Below are 16,251 nucleotides of genomic sequence, written 5' to 3' on the forward strand. Positions count from 1 at the left end.
CTTCGCGTCGAACCGCCCGATTAGTAGATCAGTTCGTCGTCGTTTTCGACCATATAGAGCGTCCGCGCGGCGATGTTGACCGTGTGGTCGCCGACGCGCTCGAGGTCGCGAATCGTCAACAGGAGCCGCGACACGTCCTGGAGCAACCGTTCGACCTCGCTCGGCGAATCGAGTTCGCGTTCGATGAGGTCGCGGACGACGATCTCGCTTGCGCGTTCGGCGAACTGATCGAGTTCGTCGTCGCGGGTCGCGAGTTCGCGACAGCGTTCGGTGTCCTCGGTATCGTACGCGAGCATCGCGTCCTCGAGCATGTCGAGGGTCAGGTCGCCCATCTCCTGGACGTCGACGTCGGGGAAGAGGTCCTGTTCGGCGTCGAACGTGTACTCCCCGAGGTTCGTCGCGAGGTCGGCGATCCGCTCAAGATCGGTGATGATCTTGAACGAGGCGGCGATAAATCGCAGGTCGCTCGCCACCGGCTGCTGGAGCGCGAGCAGGTCGATACAGTCCTGCTCGAGATCGAGATACATCCGATTGATCTCGCCGTCGCCCTCGATCACTTCGCGGGCGAGTTCTTCGTCTTTCTGTTCCAGGGCGTCGAGCCCCATACGAAGGCGTTCCATGACGACTTCGCTCATGTAGAGCACGTCCTCGCGGAGCTCCGTAAGCTTCTCCTGATAGGATTGTCTGGCCATGTCTTTGAAAGCTCGCTCGTCCCTGATAAAGACACCGTGCGAACGACTCGCTTCGCAGGCTCCGGTAGGAAGAGGACCGTCGTAATGCGATGGGAAGCCACGACGCGCAGGCGCGACGGCCGAGTCGGATCGATTTCGACCGCCGTCGAGGGAAACTACCGGGATTGTTCCGGTGTCGTTTCGGGGACGCGCGAGACGATTTGCTGGCCGATATCGTATTTCATGCCGAGCAAGCCGCCGAGGATCACGGTTACGGCGATGATCGATAGCAGCATATTCAGTAGCAGCCAATCGACGGAAATCCCGTACATCGTGAGGTCGAAGGGAGCGAACGGACGGACGCCGCCGCTCAGGAAATCGAGGAGGACATGCGAGCCGAACCCGACGGCGGCGGCCCGCCAGGGGCCGAACGCGGCGAGGAGGACGGTGAGAGCGATCCCGGCCAGCAGCGAGTGTGTCAGTCCCCGATGCATCCACAGCGCCCCCTCGACGTAGCCGAGCTCGACCAGCGGCCGAAAGACGAACGTATCGATGTCGGGGACGGCCGCCGCGAGCGCGGCGACGAGGTACGGTTCCGGCCGTTCGGATCGGAAGAGCAACGCGACCAGTGCCAGACTGATCAGAATGTGGACCCCGTTCGCTACCATGCGGATAGTTATCATGGAACGTAAACAGATAAACGGCACTGTCAGCGTTTGACAGTGATCAACGGTACAGACGGTCTCACGCAGTTACGGAGACCATGTCTCGTACCGGCTGGACCCGACAGTGTCGATGAAAACGGAGTGGACGGACCGGTACTCCGAAAGCTAGCCGAATTTGCCGGTGATGTAGTCCTCGACGCGGTCGTGTTCGGGATTCTCGAAGATCTTGTCGGTGTCGTCGAACTCGACGAGTTCGCCGCCGGTCAGGAAGACCGCCGTCTTATCCGAGATACGAGCCGCCTGCTGCATGTTGTGCGTGACGATGATGACCGTGTACTCCTCGGCGAGATCCTCGATCAAGTCCTCGATCTTCGAGGTCGCGACCGGGTCCAGCGCCGAGGCCGGCTCGTCCATCAGTATCACGTCCGGATCGGGGGCGATCGCTCGAGCGATACACAGCCGCTGTTGCTGGCCGCCCGAGAGTTCCAGCCCGCTCGAGTCGAGTTGGTCTTCGACTTCCTCGAGTAACGCCGCTCGCTCGAGGGCGGTCCGGACCTTCTCGTCGACGTTGTCGTCTTTTCCCTGGACTTTCAGTCCGTAGGCGACGTTATCGCGGATGCTCTTCGGGAAGGGGTTCGGTGTCTGGAAGACCATGCCGATCTTCCGGCGCAGCGCGACCGGATCGACGTTCTCGTCGTAGACGTTCTTTCCGTCAAACAGCAGTTCGCCGTCGATGCGAGCGCTGTCGACGAGGTCGTTCATTCGGTTGATACACCGGAGAAACGTCGATTTCCCACAGCCGGACGGGCCGATGATGGCCGTGACTTGTTTTTCGGGAATCTCGATGTCGACGTCGTTGAGCGCCCGTTCCTCGCCGTAGTAGACGCTCAGATCTCGCGCCTCGAGGAGCGTTCGATCCGTCGTCGTTTCTCCCTCCTCGGCGTCGCCGCGGTCGGCGAGGCCGTCGGTTCCCGGCGTCGGCGCTGGTTGATCGGTGGTCGATTCCGTTTCCGAGGAAGTCATCTGTTCGTTAGTCATTGTCAGGTTCGCTGTTGATAGCGGTTCCGGATGATGATCGCGATCGAGTTGATCGTAAGCAAGACGACGAGCAGCGTGACGACGCCGGCGGCGACGACGCCGTACTGGAACTCCGTCTGCGGGTAGGACGCCCAGTTGTAGATCTGCAAGGGCATGGCGCTGACCTTGCTAAAGAGGCTGTTAGGCATCCCGAAGACGGTCGTCGGCGCGGCGATCATGATTAGCGGCGCCGTCTCGCCGATGGCACGCCCGAGCGCGAGGATGGTACCGGTCATGATACCGGGCATCGCTCGCGGCAGGACGACGTTCCGAATCGTCTGCCACTTCGTCGCGCCCATCCCGTACGAGGCTTGCCGTTGGGAATCCGGAACCGCCCGGATCGCCTCCTGGGCCGCGATGATGATGATCGGGAGGATCAGCAGGCCGACGGTGAACGCGGCGGCCAGCACCGTTCCATACCCGAATCCGAGGAGGCCGACGAACAGCCCCAGACCCAACAGCCCGTAGACGACCGAGGGAACGCCCGCGAGGTTCGCGATGTTGAGCTGGATGAATCGCGTGAGGTAGCCGTCACTGGCGTACTCCTCGAGGTAGACCGCGGCCCCGACGCCGACCGGGAACGTGAGCAGCGCGATCAACAGCATGATCGCGATGGAGCCGATCAGGGCGGGGAGGAACCCGGCCTCGTACGGATTCGGATGCGGCGGACTGGTGAGGAATCCCCAGTCGAGCCAGCCGACGGCGTCGACGGCGACGTTCGCCAGCAGGGCAGCGAGCGAAACGATGCCGACGAGGGTCGCCGCCAGTGCGAGCAGGCGGAAGGCGACGTCTTTCGTCCGGCTGACCTGTCCGAAGCCGGAGTCGGCGGGCGCGTCTCGCGTGTCGGCCGCCATTAGCGATACACCTCCCGATAGCGCGAGGCGACGAGTTCACTGATGAGGTTCATGACGAAGGTGATGACGAACAGCGTCAGTCCGACCGCGAAGAGGCTCTTGTACGCGGGGCCCTGCCCGACGATGTCGCCGGTTCCGATCTGGACCATCGCGGCGGTCATCGTCTGGATCGAGTTGAGGAACAGTCCCGCGGGATCGGTCACGTCGATCAGTCGGGGGGTCTGGCCCGCCGCGATGGCGACGATCATGGTCTCGCCGATCGCCCGCGAGAGCGCGAGGATGAACGACGAGAAGATCCCCGAGAGCGCGGCCGGCACGACCACCGAGGTGGAGACGGTGAACTTCGTCGCGCCGAGGCCGTAACTGGCCTGCCGAAGTGAATCGGGGACCGCGCTCATCGCGTCCTCGCTGATCGAGGAGACCATCGGGATGATCATGATCCCGACCATGATCGACGCCGACAGCGTGTTGAACGTTGACAGCGGCAAGAACGTATCGAGCGCCGGCGTGACGTAGACGAGCGCGAAATAGCCGTAGACGACCGTCGGGACGCCCGCCAGCACCTCGAGCGCGGGCTTGAGGTAGGATCGTCGGCGCTCGGAGGCGTATTCGCTGAGGTAGATCGCGGTCAGCAGACCGATGGGGAGGGCGACCGCCGCCGCGCCGACGGTGACCGCCAGCGTGCCCGAGATCAGCGGCAGGACGCCGAACGAAGTCGGTTCGTTCGTCGGGCTCCACCGCGTGCCCGTCAGGAACTCGACGAGCGAAACCTGCGCGAAGAAATCGACCGCGTCGACGAGCAACGTCAGGATGATCGCGACGGTCGTCAGGATCGACAGCAGCGCACAGACCATGAAGAGGTACCGAAACGCCGTCCCCCGCGCCGTGCGGATCCCGTCGTGAGAGAAGTCCGGCTGGCTCATTCGGTTACCTCCTCGATCGCAGTCTCGAGTTTCTCGAGGTTCTCGTCGCGTTGCTCCTCGGTGTTCGGCACGTAGCCGACGTCGGAGACCAGTTCCGTCGCGGAACGGTTCATGTAGAAGCGCGCGAAGTCACGGACAGCGGGTTTGGCGAGCGATTCCTTCGCGACGTAGATGAACAGCGGTCGCGAGAGGGGCGTGTACTCGCCGGACTTGGCCGTTTCGATCGACGGCTCGACGCAGCCGTCCCCGTTGTCGATCGAAATCGCCTTGATCGAGTCCGGGTTCTCGCTGTAGTAGGAAAAGCCGAAGTAGCCGAGCGCGGCCTCCGAACCCTGGACCCCCTGCACGATCGTTCGGTCGCGCTCGGTCGCGTAGTAGTCGCTCCGGTGGTTCAGCTCTTCGCCGAGAATCGCCTCGTTGAAGTAGTCGAACGTGCCCGACGTCGTCGCGGCGCCGTAGAGTTCGAACTCCTCGTCGGGCCACTCCTCGTTGATATCGCTCCAGCGCTGGGCACCGTCGGCCCGCCAGATCTCCTGGAGCTGTTCGACGGTGAGACAGTCGACCCAATCGGCATCGGGGTTGGCGACGACCGTCAGCGCGTCCGTCGCGATCGGAAACTCGAGCGGCGTGACGCCGTTCCCGTTACACTGTTCGACTTCGGCGTCGGCGATCGCCCGACTCGCGTTGTTAATGTCGGTCCGTCCCGCACAGAAGAAATTGCCGAACCCGCCGCCCGTCCCCGTCTTGCTGAGCGAGAGGTTGACGGTCGGGTTTTCTTCGGAGAAGGCGGACGCGATCGCCTCGGTCACGGGAAACACCGTACTGCTTCCCGCGATGTTCACGTTGTTGCCCTCCGCGGCGAAGACGCCGGTGCAGCCGGCCAATCCGCCGGAGAGGGCAACGCTTGCCGCGGCGAGAAAATCACGTCGACCGGATACGGCCGACAAAGACGCCGTGGTATCTCTCGACATCACCGAATCGAAGCCACAGAGGAGGTAAGTATACTACTATGTGATCTATATAGGACTATGTACTCCATTCGCCGGATCGCGGGACGAGGCGTAGTAGCGCCCACGGGGCGCTGGACGGATATATGTGTCACCAGTTGGCATCCATCACGTTCGACCGTACCAGTAGTGCGTGCGGAGAGCGAACGATAGTCAGGACATATATAGACGAGGCGTGGATCGGAACCGATCCGACGGTCGCCATCAACCGAGCAGGGCCTCGTCGCTCTCGAGCGCGTACAGCGTTCGGGCGGCCACGTTCACCGCGTGATCGCCGATCCGCTCGAGGTCGCGAACGATCACGAACGTCCGCGAGACGTCGGCGAGCACGTCCGCGACTGGCGGGCCGCCGGCCTCGTCCCCGGCCCCGCGCTCCCGGTTCGTCCCGCTCCCGGCGCGGAGATCGATGAGGGTGCGCACGACGCGCTCGGCGACGCTGGCACAGCGGGCGTCCAGTTCGTCGTCGCGCGCTGCGATCGCAACGCAGCCGTCCGCGTCGTCCGTGACGAACGCCTCGATCGCCCGCTCGAGTTGCTCGAGCGCGAGCGCGGCGATCCGTTCGAAGTCGACGTCCGGAAGCGTCGGGGCCGAGCCGGTCGAATCTCGCGTGTACTCGGCCAAGTTGGTCGCGAGGTCGCCGACCCGCTCGAGGTCGGTGACGATTTTGAACGCGGCGACGACGAATCGGAGGTCGCCGGCGACCGGCTGCTGGAGCGCCAGCAAGTCGAGACAGTCGCCTTCGATCTCGCGGGAGCGACGGTTGACGCCCCGATCACCCGCGACAACGTCGCGTGCGAGTTCTCGATCGCCGCTAAACAGCGCACTGAGTCCGTCCGCGAGTTGCTCGCGGACGAGGTCGCCCAGCGCGACGACCGCCTCGCGGAGCCGCTCGAGGCGCTTTCGGTAGTCTTCGCGCGTCATCACCCGAACTTGCCGGTGACGTAATCCTCGACGCGCTCGCTCTCGGGGTTCTCGAAGATCTTGTCCGTGTCGTCGTACTCGACGAGTTCGCCCCCAGTGAGGAAGACGGCCGTCTGGTCCGAGATGCGAGCCGCCTGCTGCATGTTATGCGTGACGACGACGACGGTGTACTCCTCGGCGAGTTGCTCGATCAGGTCCTCGATCTTTGCGGTCGCGATGGGGTCGAGCGCCGACGCGGGCTCGTCCATCAGGATCACGTCCGGGTCGACGGCCAGACAGCGCGCAATACACAGTCGTTGTTGCTGGCCGCCCGAGAGTCCGAGCGCGTTGTCGTCGAGGCGATCGGACACTTCGTCCCACAGCGCGGCTTGCTGGAGTGAATGCTTGACGATCTGCCGTTCGGCCTCACGGTCGTCGTTCCCGAGCAGACGACCCAAGAGGCCGACGTTCACATCGCCGTGCTTTCGTGGCCCGTAGGAGACGTTCTCGCGGATCGACTTCGGGAACGGATTCGGACTCTGGAAGACCATCCCAACCCTCTTTCGGAGTTGCACCAGATCGGTATCGCCCTCGTAGATGTCCTCGCCATCGATCTCGACGGTCCCCTCGACCCGGGCGCTGTCGATTCGGTCGTTCATCCGGTTGAGACACCGGAGGAACGTCGACTTCCCGCAGCCGCTCGGACCGATCAGGGCCGTCACGCTCCGCTCGGGGATCTCCATCGAGATGCTGTCGATGGCGTGGTCGTCGCCGTAGTAGACGTCGAGATCGTCGACCGTAATCGCGGCCTCGCCCTCGAACTCGTAGTCGGTCCACGAGTCGACGAGTCGCTCGTCGGTCTCGGCATCGACCGTGAGACTGTTGGAGTGCTGTTCCTCGTTCGTCCGCGTCACTGTCTGTTCGCTCATTGGTGTAGTTTCCTCCTGAAGTAGATCCGCGAGGCGATGCCGATCGCATAGAAGCCGAGCACCACCATCAGCAGTACGAGAGCGGTCCCCCATCCGAACGCCTCCTCCTGGCCAACGCCGGCGGTGATCACGGCGTACAGCTGGTAGGGGAGCGCACTCGAGGCCTGCAACAGCGCATCGTTCTGGACGAACGGCGGCGTCGCCGTGAACCGGAACGAACCGAGAATGCTCGGCGCGCGTGTCGGAAACGGCTGCCCGCTCGTCACAAGCAGGATCGGCGCCGTTTCCCCGGCGATCCGCCCGACACCGAGGATCACGCCGGTCACGACACCGGGCATCGCGGCCGGTAGTACGACGCTCCGGATCGTCTGCCACTGGTTGACCCCGAGTGCGGCGCTGGCGTCGCGGTACTCGTCGGGGACGCTCTTGATCGACTCCCGGCTGGTGATGACGACCAGGGGCAACAGCATGAACCCTAGAACGATCATCCCTGCCAGCAGCGAACTGCTGTTCCCGAACCGCGGCACCAGAAACGCGTAGCCGAAGAGGCCGTAGACGATGCTGGGCGTACTCCACAGCGCGTTGGTGGCGGTCTCGATCACCGCGGTGAATCGACCCTGTTCTGCGTACTCGGTGAGGAAGACGGCGGCGCCGATTCCCATCGGCACAGCCAGTACCACCGCGCCGATCACGAGCCAGACCGTCCCGACGATCGCCGGGAAGATGCCGTTGTACTGCTGGCCCAGCATGACGCCGTTCGTGAGGAACGGGACCGAGACGTTCAGTCCCGGACCGAACTGTGCGCCCTCGAGGAGTTTCGGCAGCCCCTTCCGGGCTACGAAGAGGATCAACAACAGGAGCACGGCGATCATGCCGAAGGCGTTCAGTCCGATCAGCATGTACGCGCCGTTCTGGCGGCCTTGGCTACCGAATCCCTCCGAGACGATCGCACCGCTCCAGACGACGAGCAGGCTGAGCGCGATCGTCACCAGCGGCACGACGACCTGCGCGTGGAAGGCGGCATCGAGCGACGGCGGAGTCCAGACCCAGCCGACGTCGACGAGTCCGGCGGCGAGCAGCGCCCCCCAGGCCAGCGCGAGGAGGCCGACCGGGAGCGTCGTCCCGAGATCTTCCGGGAGCACCGCAACGGCGATCGTCGCGACGAGCGCGACGACCAGTCCCGCGATGACGCTCCCGGTCGCGCCGACACCGAGTAGGACTGTCGTCATGAGACCGCCGGTCGCGAAGCCGACGACGCCGAACGCGACGCCGGTGCCGAGTCCGGTGTACCGATCGGCGGTAGTCTCGAACAGTCCGACGTTCGACGCGATCCCGGAGACGATCAATCCGACGCCGGCGAGCAGGAACGCGGCACCGAACAGCGCGAACAGGGAGAGGCCCGCGACTGCGGTGGCCGGGCTCGTGCGCTCGAACAGCGTCGTCCAGCCGAGCAGGAACGTGACGATAGCGATCCCGATGATCCCCAGCGCGACGCGGTCGAACACGTCGACTGCCGGCGCGGCCGTCCGAGAGGCGGCCTCCCCGCTCATGATTTGCCCTCTAGCTGGTGTTTCATACGTCGTTCAATATACTGCGAGGTGATCGACAGCACAGTGACGCTGACGAACAGCACGACGCCCGCGGCGAACAGCGCACTCATGTGGGTCCCGCTGGCGACGCCGTACTGGCTCGCGATGAGACTCGTGAGCGTCTCCGTGTTACCGAAGACATCGTACAACGGGTCGGGGAGCCGCTGAGCGTGGCCCAGGATCACCGTCGCCGCCATCGTTTCACCGACGGCGCGCCCCACGCCGAGCAACACCGCCGCGGAGACGCCGGAGAACGCTGCGGGCAGGGTGATACTCTTGATCGTCTGCCAGTCGGTGGTCCCGAGCGCAAGAGACCCGCTCTTCATCGACTCGGGGACGCTCGCGATAGCGTCTTCTGCGACCGAGACAACCGTCGGCAGCGACATCAGCCCGACGACCAGTCCCACGATCACGAGGCTGCCGGACGTCGACAACTCGAGGTTCTCCATCATGTAGCTGTTTAGGATGGTGAAGCCGATGAACCCGTAGACGATCGAGGGGATGCCCGCGAGCGTCTCGACGGCGGGCTTGACGACCTCGCGGACTGCGTCGGGAGCGATCTCGCTGATGAACAGCGCGCCGGCAACACCCAGCGGTCCGGCGATCAGCATCGCGAGGATCGTCGTTACGAGCGTGCCCCACATCATCGGGACCAGCGAGTAGATCTCCTCGCCTCTGGTCCGCCACAACGGCTCACTGGTGTGGGTGAACATCTCCGCACCCATGAAACGGATCGCAGGCAGCGCCTCGATGAGCAGATAGATCGTGATTAGTGCAAGGATCGCTCCAGTCCCGATCGTCGCGAGAAAGGTCAGGGCTTTCGCCGTCGCGGCCTGGTACTCGTACAGTCCGTACGCTACCGTAAACAAGAACCCCGCGAAGGGAAACGCCGCGAACGGCGATCCGATCAGGAATGCGACGACCGCCCCGAGCAGGCACAGTACGCCCGCTGTGGCGAGCGCGATGAGGCGATCGTCGGTGGTCTCGACCCCAAACTGGTCTTTCAGTTGTTGGTGTATCTCTTTCGTTGACATGAAATATCGGTAGTCGAAAGCCGACTCGCCTTAGTTCTCCTGCTCGGGCAGCTTCGATCGCTGCTCTTCGCGCTCCTCCGGCGGCAGCATGAAGTAGTTGTTCGGCTTGACGAAGTGTTGCTGACCGAACTCGCTAAACAGCATGTTGAGGAACGCCGCCTCCTTCTTGCTGGTTCCCTCGTAGGTGTAGCAGTGGAGTTCGCGGGAGAGCGGGTAATCCTTCGAGCCGAGGTTCTCGCCGAGCGTGTACGTCGTGCCGTCGAGTTCGAGCGAGATTGCCGGGACGCGGTTCTCGTCGACGAACGCCAGCGCCATGTAGGCGATTGCATTATCGGAGTCGGCGACGGTAGTCTGGACCTGTTGATTCTGGCCCTTACGGACGTCAACTCCGGGCATGTCGGCTTCCGAATCGCCGAGCATGTTAGCGCGGAATGCGGTGTCGGTACCAGAGCCGACCGCGCGGCCGACAGCCTGGATCTCCTTGCCCGGGCCGTCGTAGCTGGGGATCTCGGACCAGTTGGTGATCTCTCCTCGGTAGATCTGGCGAACCTGATCGCCGGTGAGTTTCGTCACGCCAGCGTCATAGATCTCTTTGCTGACGACGACGGGCTGGCCGTCACGGGCGACGACGTGGTCGGTGAACTTGTCTAGTTCCTCCTGACTCGCGTCGGGGAGTTCAGCCGAGACCGGGGCGCTGGAGTCACCGATGTCGACCTGCTCGTTCGAGACCTTCTCGATGCCGGTTCCGGAGTGGCTGAGGCCGACGTTGACCGGGAACGGCGGCGCTGCGCCGTCGCTAGATTCGAAGCCGTAGAGGCCCGCCCAGTAGTCAGCGAGAGCCTTGTCATCTGAGTTGTCGATCGCGTCGTAGCCGGATGCAGTGTTCTCGTCGTTGGAACCCCAGTACTCGCCGTCGTCGGCGGGGTGGTTGGAGTTCCAGTAGGACGCCGCGTCGGACGTGATCGGGTAGACGGTGGAGGAACCGTCGGCCGTCAGTGGTTCGCTGTCACTCCCCCCGGCGCTCCCCAGACAGCCGGCTGCTGCCACGGCACCGGTAACACCCGTCGCGGCGATGAACTTCCGTCGCGATACTGCGTCGCGTCCGAACTGGTTGTCTGCCATCACGTGAGTGATTCGAGAGGCTATAAAAATAGGATGCTATGAGCCATATATATCGATCAGCGCCCACATAGTTCTATATAGTCCTACTGAAGTGAAATGTCGCTCGAGCCGGCACTCACGCGAGTCTACTCCTCGACGGCTCCACTGCTCGTGTGATTCACTGCAAACGCCCCGACGAATCGCTACACTGACTTACGGCCGGTAGTAACGTTCGAGGTATGGTTTCGCTGCAGGGAGTCGCCGTCGCGGTGGTCGGGTTCGCGGTCGTCCTCGGCTGTGCCGGTGCCGTCTACCGGGACGCGGCCCGGCTCGAGGTCTCGAGACCCGCGCTCTGGGCAGGGATCGTGTTCGCCACCTGCGGGGGAGCGCTGGTCCTCTATCTCGCACCCCCGGACGTGCCGATCCCCGGTCTGCTCGTGATCGTCGTCGGCGGGCCGGCGCTCTACCTGTTCGAGCGCGACGACACCAGACACGGCGACGAGCCGCCCGACCCCCACTCGCTGCCGGAGGGCCCCGGCGGCGGTTCCGCTGGCGACGAGCAGCGCGACGAGTGACCGATCGCCGAGCCGACTGCCCGGAACACCACACGCCTTTTGACCGCGCCCGCCCAACGGCCGCACCATGAGCGACTCCGCGAACCCCGGGGCCGACGGCGGCGACGGCGACGACGGCGGGCCGGCACAGGTCTCGAGCCCGGACTACCACAGCGAGAATCACACGGCCGCCCAGACCTGCGGCTGGACGGCCAATGCCCTGCGCGGCGAGGGGAAGTGTTACAAGAACATCTTCTACGGCATCGAGTCCCACCGCTGCATCCAGATGACGCCGGTCGTCCGGTGTAACGAGCGCTGCGTCTTCTGCTGGCGCGACCACAAGGGCCACTCCTACGAGATGGACGACGTCCAGTGGGATGACCCCGAGGAAGTAGTCGACGCCTCGATCAAACTCCAGAAGAAGCTCCTCTCGGGCTTCGGCGGCAACGAGGAGGTCCCTCGAGAGGTGTTCGACCAGGCGATGGAGCCGCGCCACGTCGCCATCTCGCTGGACGGCGAACCGACGCTCTACCCCTACCTGCCCGAACTCATCGAGGCCTTCCACGACCGCGACATCACCACGTTCCTCGTCTCGAACGGCACCCGGCCCGAGATGCTTCGCGACTGCGATCCCACGCAACTGTACGTCAGCGTCGACGCCCCCGAACGCCACACCTTCGACCAGGTCGTCGGCGCGATGGAAGACGACGCCTGGGAGAAGCTCCTCGAGACGATGGACGTCCTCGCGGAGAAAGACGAGACCAGAACCGTGCTCCGGACCACGCTCGTCAAGGGCGAGAACATGCGGAATCCGGACTGGTACGCCGGCTTCTACCAGCAGGCCGACCCCGACTTCATCGAGCTGAAGGCGTACATGCACGTCGGCCACTCGAGAGGGCGACTCGACCGCTCGGCGATGCCCGAACACGAGGAGGTCATCGAGTTCACCGAGGCGGTCCGGGAGTACATGCCCGGATTCGACGAGGTCATGGGAGTCCCGGCCTCCCGCGTCGCCCTGCTCTCGCAGACCTCGGACACGTGGGTCCCGAAGCTGCAGAAGGGAAGCGAATTCTGGGAGCGAGATCCGGTCACCGGCGACTGAGACGGACCGCTTCGCCGGCGATCTCCCCGATCGGCGAGAACGTTTAAGAGTCGAATTCGACAACGTGTACGGGTGACACTTCGATCGTTCATCGACGACGTTGGTCCCCCGAACCAGACGATCGCGGTCATCAGCGACGACGCGGCGGGGCCCCTCGAGTCGATGCTCGCCGAGACGTTCGCGGACCAGCCGATCGCCGTCGAGAGCGGACTCAGACCCGATGAGGTCGCCGATCCGCCGCCAGCAGTGGCCCGGACGCTCGAGGCCGAAGGCGACACGGCCGTCCTGCTCGAGGACGGGCGACCGGTTGCGGCCTCCTCGATGCTCGAACTGTACGACTCGTTGCTCGCGATCAACTCCGATCTATTCGTCACTGGCGCGCGCGGCATCGGCGAGATCGAGTTCCCCGACGTCCTGGCGGGCCTCGAGAACACGCGACTTCGACTTCGCGGCTATCCGCTCGCGCACAAGGAGAAACTGCTGTTGATCATCGTCTCGCGATACATCGAGCAACGCGCCTGGAACGCGGGCGACGGGACGCTTCGGAGCGCGTTTCAGAAACTCTCGCGCATCGACGACGAGATCGGGACCGCCGAGGTCTACGCCGAATTCGCGGCGACGGACGTCGAGACGCACGTCTACGGCGTCGATGACGGGACGACGGTCGACCTCGATCTGACCGCCCACACCGGAACGGAGGCCGAGTATCGGGACGGCTGGTTCGTCGTCTACGAACCGGACGACTCCGCCGCTCACGAGGACGGTCAGGCGACCCAGCCGATGGCACTGCTCTGTCTCGAGACCGAGCCGCGCATCTGGGACGGGTTCTGGACGGACGACCCGACACGGGTCGCGGCAATCGGCGACTATATCGCCGAAAGCCTGTAACAGCGGCCCCACCACCGTAGGGCGGCCGGGCCTACAACTCGAGTCGCGAACTGCGGACGACGCCTCTGATCGTCACGCGGAGCTTTCGGCTGATGGCCGTCAACGTGACGCCGTAGACCGCCGCACCCAGCGCGACGATCGCGAGGAGGTGATACCAGTGGTCGATCGGAACGGCGCGTTCGGCGGCGACGACGACGACGAACATCACCGCGCCGGCCGCGAACTGTTCGCCGAGCGTCCGGGGAAACAGGACGACCGACGAGAGCTCACGTTTGACGACGGCGGCCGAGAGGGCGTACCGGAGCGTCTCGGCGACGGCCGTCGCGATCACGACGCCGATCGCGCCGTAGGCGAGCGTCAGCGCGACGCCGAGAGCCACGTTGATCGCCAGCGTCAGGGCCGAGACGCGCGTGTTGATATCCGGCCGGTCGATCCCGTAAATCACGCTCGTGAGCACGCCGGCCTGGGTCTTCGCGATCTGGTACGCCGCCAGTCCGACGAGGAGCCCCGCGGCAGCGGCGTAGTCGGGACCGAAGACCGTCACCACGAGCTGTTCGGACAGCGCGACGGCACCGAAAAACATCGGGATCGCGAAAACGCTCGTAAACGAGAGCGTGTTCGAGACGTCCGTCCCGAGCTCCTCGCCCTCGCTGTGACGGTGGCTCACGCGAGCCATCAGCCCGCTCGAGGCCGCCATCGTCACGAACGTCGCCGGCACCGTGAGCTTGAGCGCGACCTCGTACCGCCCGGCGGCGGCGGGCGCGAGCAGGTAGCCGAGCAGGATGATGTCGAAGCGGTCGTAGGCCTGTCCGAGAAACGAGTTCGGAATGCTGTACCTGGCGTACGACCAGAGGTTCGAAACGGTCTCCCGGCTCGGCGCGACCGGCCGCGTCCGGACGTAGTACCAGAGGACCGGCACCGTCAGGAACGTCGCCGCGGCCAGGCCGTAGGCCATGCCCGCAGCGCCGAATCCGAGAACGATCAGGCCGAACTGGAGCGGGAAGGTGAGCAGCGATCGAAGCGTATCGGTCCACATCGAGGCCCCGACTCTGCCGCGCGCCTGCACGATCAGATCGAGCGGCTCGAAGAGCGTGACTGCGAACAGCAAGAGGACGAACAACACCGGCGCGTCGGGGAGGCCCGTGTAGGAGGCGAGCCAGTTCGAGGCGACGGCGGCGGCTGCGATTGCCACCGCCGTCCACACCAGGGTGAACAGCCCCTGGCTGGCGATCAGCTCCCCCGACGGGGCGTCGGCCTCCGAATACCGCTTTTTGACCGCCGTTCCCCAGCCGTTGACCGCCCGATCGGCGATCTTCACCAGCGAAAAGAGGAGGTAGTAGCCGCCGAACCCGGTCGGTCCGAGCGCACGAGCGAAGACGATCGTTCCGAGGAACCCGATCGCGGCCATCGTGAACTTCGCGGCCGTCGCCTTGACCGTCTCGCCGCCGAGGCTGACCGACGTCGCGTCGCTCATGGCTGTACTGAGACGGCGGTCACAGGTACCCCAGATCCTCGAGTTGCGATTCGAGCCCGGAGAGATCCGCCTCGTCGAGGCCGTCCCGCGTCTCCAGGTCGGCGATCAGTCCCTCGAGGGCCGACTCGAGGGCCGCCGGGTCGCAGTCGCCGAGCAGTTCGGTCCCGAACGGGCCCTCGAAGTAGTAGCAGTCGGCCGTCGCGATGCCGTGGCGCTCGCGGTCGACGGGCGCGATGTCGTAGCCGTCCTCTGCGAGCGCGAGCGCTCGTCGCTTCGAGATGCCGTGGTACTCGAGTAGCGCGTTCGCCCGGGGATCCGTCGCGATCGGATCGCTCGAGAGCAGCGGCCGAAACGACTTCCCGCGGCGGTGATCGGACTCGATTCCGGCGAGGTCGAGCACCGTCGCGTAGACGTCCAGCAGGTTCACGAGGGCGTCTCGCGTCGCTCGCTGCGCGCCGTCCGCGTTCGGGGTTCGATCGTCGGGGGTCGGTCCGGGCGCGGAGACGACCAGCGGAATCTCCGTCACGGGCGGGTGGAGCCCGCCGCCGTGTTGCCACGCGCCGTACTCCCCGAGCGCTTCGCCGTGGTCGGCGAGCGTCACGACGTAGTCGAACTCCGCGGCGAGTTCCCGGTAGATCTCTCGGTACACGTCCGAGAGATATCGCACGGCGTCGTCGTACGCGGTCCTGATCCGGTCCGGATCGGCCGACGGCTCCCGGAGCGTGGCTTTCACGCTGTCGAAGTGTGGCGATTCCTCGTCCGGATAAGTGCGGTACTCGTCGGGCGGGTCGTACGGCAGGTGGGCCTCCATGAGGTTCGCGAAGAGGAACTCGCCATCCCGGTTCCACGAGCTATCGCGGACGTATTCGAGGAACTCGGCCGCGCCGTCGTCGGGGTGACGGCCTTTGAGCCCCATATCGCGGAGCTTCATCAGGGCCCCCTGCTTCAGGGACTGGGTCGTGTCGCAGTCGTCGTCGACGCAGCGCCAGAGCGCCCGGAGGTAGCGCTCGGGGCCGTCGGCTCGGTGTTCGGCGATGAACTCGTCCCAGTCGAAGACGTCCTCGCCGAGGCCGCGGAGCCGCCAGCCGCCGTCGAACTCGTCGAACCCGTGGTGCCAGCCCAGTTGCTCCGAGATGTTGACGTTACAGCTGAACGCCCGCGTCCGATACCCCCGATTCTGCAACAGTTCGGGAAGGCGCGTCGTCTCTCGATCGAACGCTTGCGATTTGATCGTCACGCCGGCCTCGACCGCGTAGCGCCCAGTGAACAACGAGGCGTGAGCCGGGGCCGTCCAGTGGGTCGTGCTCCACGCGTTGGTGAACTGCACGCCGGGCACCCACTCGAAGTGCTCGTCGAACGAATCCGCGCGGAGCGTGTCGAGCACGATGACGGCGATGGATGGCTCGTCTCCCATGGTCGCGGTTCCGTTCATCGTTCCATACCTCCGGTAAAGAACCTAGTCCCGGCAATGGGACCGGCCGTC

The 16,251-nt window shown here is 64.8% G+C and carries 16 protein-coding genes; 3 read left to right on the forward strand and 13 right to left on the reverse strand.

Annotated elements, in window-relative coordinates; translation table 11 throughout:
- Window positions 1–20: 20 nt before the first annotated feature.
- The 11 genes from phoU (AC0QDI_RS09305) to AC0QDI_RS09355 form a co-directional block, all read right to left on the reverse strand.
- The gene (gene phoU / locus AC0QDI_RS09305) at window positions 21–692 is read right to left on the reverse strand and encodes a phosphate signaling complex protein PhoU (RefSeq protein WP_474667469.1); all 672 of its coding nucleotides are present in this window, start codon (window positions 690–692) and stop codon (window positions 21–23) included.
- Window positions 693–847: 155 nt separating this feature from the next.
- A complete protein-coding gene (locus tag AC0QDI_RS09310) occupies window positions 848–1,339 on the reverse strand; it encodes a metal-dependent hydrolase (protein ID WP_474667471.1) in 492 nt (163 codons plus the stop codon).
- 162 nt (window positions 1,340–1,501) lie between these two features.
- A complete protein-coding gene (gene pstB / locus AC0QDI_RS09315; RefSeq protein WP_474667473.1) occupies window positions 1,502–2,374 on the reverse strand; it encodes a phosphate ABC transporter ATP-binding protein PstB in 873 nt (290 codons plus the stop codon).
- Window positions 2,375–2,376: 2 nt separating this feature from the next.
- Window positions 2,377–3,267, reverse strand: coding sequence for a phosphate ABC transporter permease PstA (gene pstA, locus AC0QDI_RS09320; RefSeq protein WP_474667475.1), 891 nt, complete (start codon window positions 3,265–3,267; stop codon window positions 2,377–2,379).
- Window positions 3,267–4,190, reverse strand: coding sequence for a phosphate ABC transporter permease subunit PstC (gene pstC / locus AC0QDI_RS09325; protein WP_474667477.1), 924 nt, complete (start codon window positions 4,188–4,190; stop codon window positions 3,267–3,269). Before pstC (AC0QDI_RS09325) ends, pstA (AC0QDI_RS09320) begins: the two co-directional genes overlap by 1 nt.
- Window positions 4,187–5,161, reverse strand: a complete 975-nt coding sequence (locus AC0QDI_RS09330) for a PstS family phosphate ABC transporter substrate-binding protein (RefSeq protein WP_474667479.1) — start codon at window positions 5,159–5,161, stop codon at window positions 4,187–4,189. Before AC0QDI_RS09330 ends, pstC (AC0QDI_RS09325) begins: the two co-directional genes overlap by 4 nt.
- Before the next feature lie 240 nt (window positions 5,162–5,401).
- Window positions 5,402–6,118, reverse strand: a complete 717-nt coding sequence (gene phoU / locus AC0QDI_RS09335; protein WP_474667481.1) for a phosphate signaling complex protein PhoU — start codon at window positions 6,116–6,118, stop codon at window positions 5,402–5,404.
- Window positions 6,118–7,026, reverse strand: a complete 909-nt coding sequence (gene pstB / locus AC0QDI_RS09340) for a phosphate ABC transporter ATP-binding protein PstB (RefSeq protein WP_474667483.1) — start codon at window positions 7,024–7,026, stop codon at window positions 6,118–6,120. Before pstB (AC0QDI_RS09340) ends, phoU (AC0QDI_RS09335) begins: the two co-directional genes overlap by 1 nt.
- Window positions 7,023–8,576, reverse strand: a complete 1,554-nt coding sequence (gene pstA / locus AC0QDI_RS09345; protein WP_474667485.1) for a phosphate ABC transporter permease PstA — start codon at window positions 8,574–8,576, stop codon at window positions 7,023–7,025. Before pstA (AC0QDI_RS09345) ends, pstB (AC0QDI_RS09340) begins: the two co-directional genes overlap by 4 nt.
- Window positions 8,573–9,649, reverse strand: coding sequence for a phosphate ABC transporter permease subunit PstC (gene pstC / locus AC0QDI_RS09350; RefSeq protein ID WP_474667487.1), 1,077 nt, complete (start codon window positions 9,647–9,649; stop codon window positions 8,573–8,575). The genes pstA (AC0QDI_RS09345) and pstC (AC0QDI_RS09350) overlap by 4 nt, the downstream gene beginning before the upstream one ends.
- 30 nt (window positions 9,650–9,679) lie before the next feature.
- Window positions 9,680–10,771, reverse strand: a complete 1,092-nt coding sequence (locus tag AC0QDI_RS09355; protein ID WP_474667489.1) for a PstS family phosphate ABC transporter substrate-binding protein — start codon at window positions 10,769–10,771, stop codon at window positions 9,680–9,682.
- A 218-nt stretch (window positions 10,772–10,989) separates the two neighbouring features.
- Between AC0QDI_RS09355 and AC0QDI_RS09360 the strand changes: the two genes are divergently transcribed.
- The 3 genes from AC0QDI_RS09360 to AC0QDI_RS09370 all read left to right on the forward strand — a co-directional run bounded on the left by AC0QDI_RS09360 (window position 10,990) and on the right by AC0QDI_RS09370 (window position 13,294).
- The gene (locus AC0QDI_RS09360; RefSeq protein WP_474667491.1) at window positions 10,990–11,325 is read left to right on the forward strand and encodes a hypothetical protein; all 336 of its coding nucleotides are present in this window, start codon (window positions 10,990–10,992) and stop codon (window positions 11,323–11,325) included.
- A gap of 67 nt (window positions 11,326–11,392) precedes the next feature.
- The gene (gene twy1, locus AC0QDI_RS09365; RefSeq protein ID WP_474667493.1) at window positions 11,393–12,406 is read left to right on the forward strand and encodes a 4-demethylwyosine synthase TYW1; all 1,014 of its coding nucleotides are present in this window, start codon (window positions 11,393–11,395) and stop codon (window positions 12,404–12,406) included.
- Between the two features lie 72 nt (window positions 12,407–12,478).
- Complete coding sequence (locus AC0QDI_RS09370) at window positions 12,479–13,294, forward strand: histidine kinase (RefSeq protein ID WP_474667495.1); 816 nt, start codon at window positions 12,479–12,481, stop codon at window positions 13,292–13,294.
- A gap of 31 nt (window positions 13,295–13,325) precedes the next feature.
- On the opposite strand, the gene AC0QDI_RS09375 is transcribed toward AC0QDI_RS09370, so the two are convergent.
- On the reverse strand, window positions 13,326–14,768 hold the full coding sequence (locus AC0QDI_RS09375; RefSeq protein ID WP_474667496.1) for an oligosaccharide flippase family protein: 1,443 nt from the start codon (window positions 14,766–14,768) through the stop codon (window positions 13,326–13,328).
- A gap of 19 nt (window positions 14,769–14,787) precedes the next feature.
- A complete protein-coding gene (locus AC0QDI_RS09380) occupies window positions 14,788–16,200 on the reverse strand; it encodes a sulfatase-like hydrolase/transferase (protein WP_474667498.1) in 1,413 nt (470 codons plus the stop codon).
- Between the last annotated feature and the right edge of the window lie 51 nt (window positions 16,201–16,251).

It is taken from the genome of Natrinema sp. LJW11 (genome assembly GCF_056135975.1).

Excerpts from the sequence above, each read along its gene's own strand:
- AC0QDI_RS09310 (WP_474667471.1), bottom strand. The coding sequence starts at position 1,339 with ATGGTAGCGAACGGGGTCCACATTCTGATCAGTCTGGCACTGGTCGCG.
- AC0QDI_RS09355 (WP_474667489.1), bottom strand. The coding sequence starts at position 10,771 with ATGGCAGACAACCAGTTCGGACGCGACGCAGTATCGCGACGGAAGTTC.
- AC0QDI_RS09330 (WP_474667479.1), bottom strand. The coding sequence starts at position 5,161 with ATGTCGAGAGATACCACGGCGTCTTTGTCGGCCGTATCCGGTCGACGT.
- pstA (WP_474667485.1), bottom strand. The coding sequence starts at position 8,576 with ATGAGCGGGGAGGCCGCCTCTCGGACGGCCGCGCCGGCAGTCGACGTG.
- pstB (WP_474667473.1), bottom strand. The coding sequence starts at position 2,374 with ATGACTAACGAACAGATGACTTCCTCGGAAACGGAATCGACCACCGAT.
- pstC (WP_474667487.1), bottom strand. The coding sequence starts at position 9,649 with ATGTCAACGAAAGAGATACACCAACAACTGAAAGACCAGTTTGGGGTC.
- AC0QDI_RS09375 (WP_474667496.1), bottom strand. The coding sequence starts at position 14,768 with ATGAGCGACGCGACGTCGGTCAGCCTCGGCGGCGAGACGGTCAAGGCG.
- phoU (WP_474667481.1), bottom strand. The coding sequence starts at position 6,118 with ATGACGCGCGAAGACTACCGAAAGCGCCTCGAGCGGCTCCGCGAGGCG.
- pstB (WP_474667483.1), bottom strand. The coding sequence starts at position 7,026 with ATGAGCGAACAGACAGTGACGCGGACGAACGAGGAACAGCACTCCAAC.
- phoU (WP_474667469.1), bottom strand. The coding sequence starts at position 692 with ATGGCCAGACAATCCTATCAGGAGAAGCTTACGGAGCTCCGCGAGGAC.
- AC0QDI_RS09380 (WP_474667498.1), bottom strand. The coding sequence starts at position 16,200 with ATGAACGGAACCGCGACCATGGGAGACGAGCCATCCATCGCCGTCATC.
- AC0QDI_RS09360 (WP_474667491.1), top strand. The coding sequence starts at position 10,990 with ATGGTTTCGCTGCAGGGAGTCGCCGTCGCGGTGGTCGGGTTCGCGGTC.
- twy1 (WP_474667493.1), top strand. The coding sequence starts at position 11,393 with ATGAGCGACTCCGCGAACCCCGGGGCCGACGGCGGCGACGGCGACGAC.
- pstA (WP_474667475.1), bottom strand. The coding sequence starts at position 3,267 with ATGGCGGCCGACACGCGAGACGCGCCCGCCGACTCCGGCTTCGGACAG.
- pstC (WP_474667477.1), bottom strand. The coding sequence starts at position 4,190 with ATGAGCCAGCCGGACTTCTCTCACGACGGGATCCGCACGGCGCGGGGG.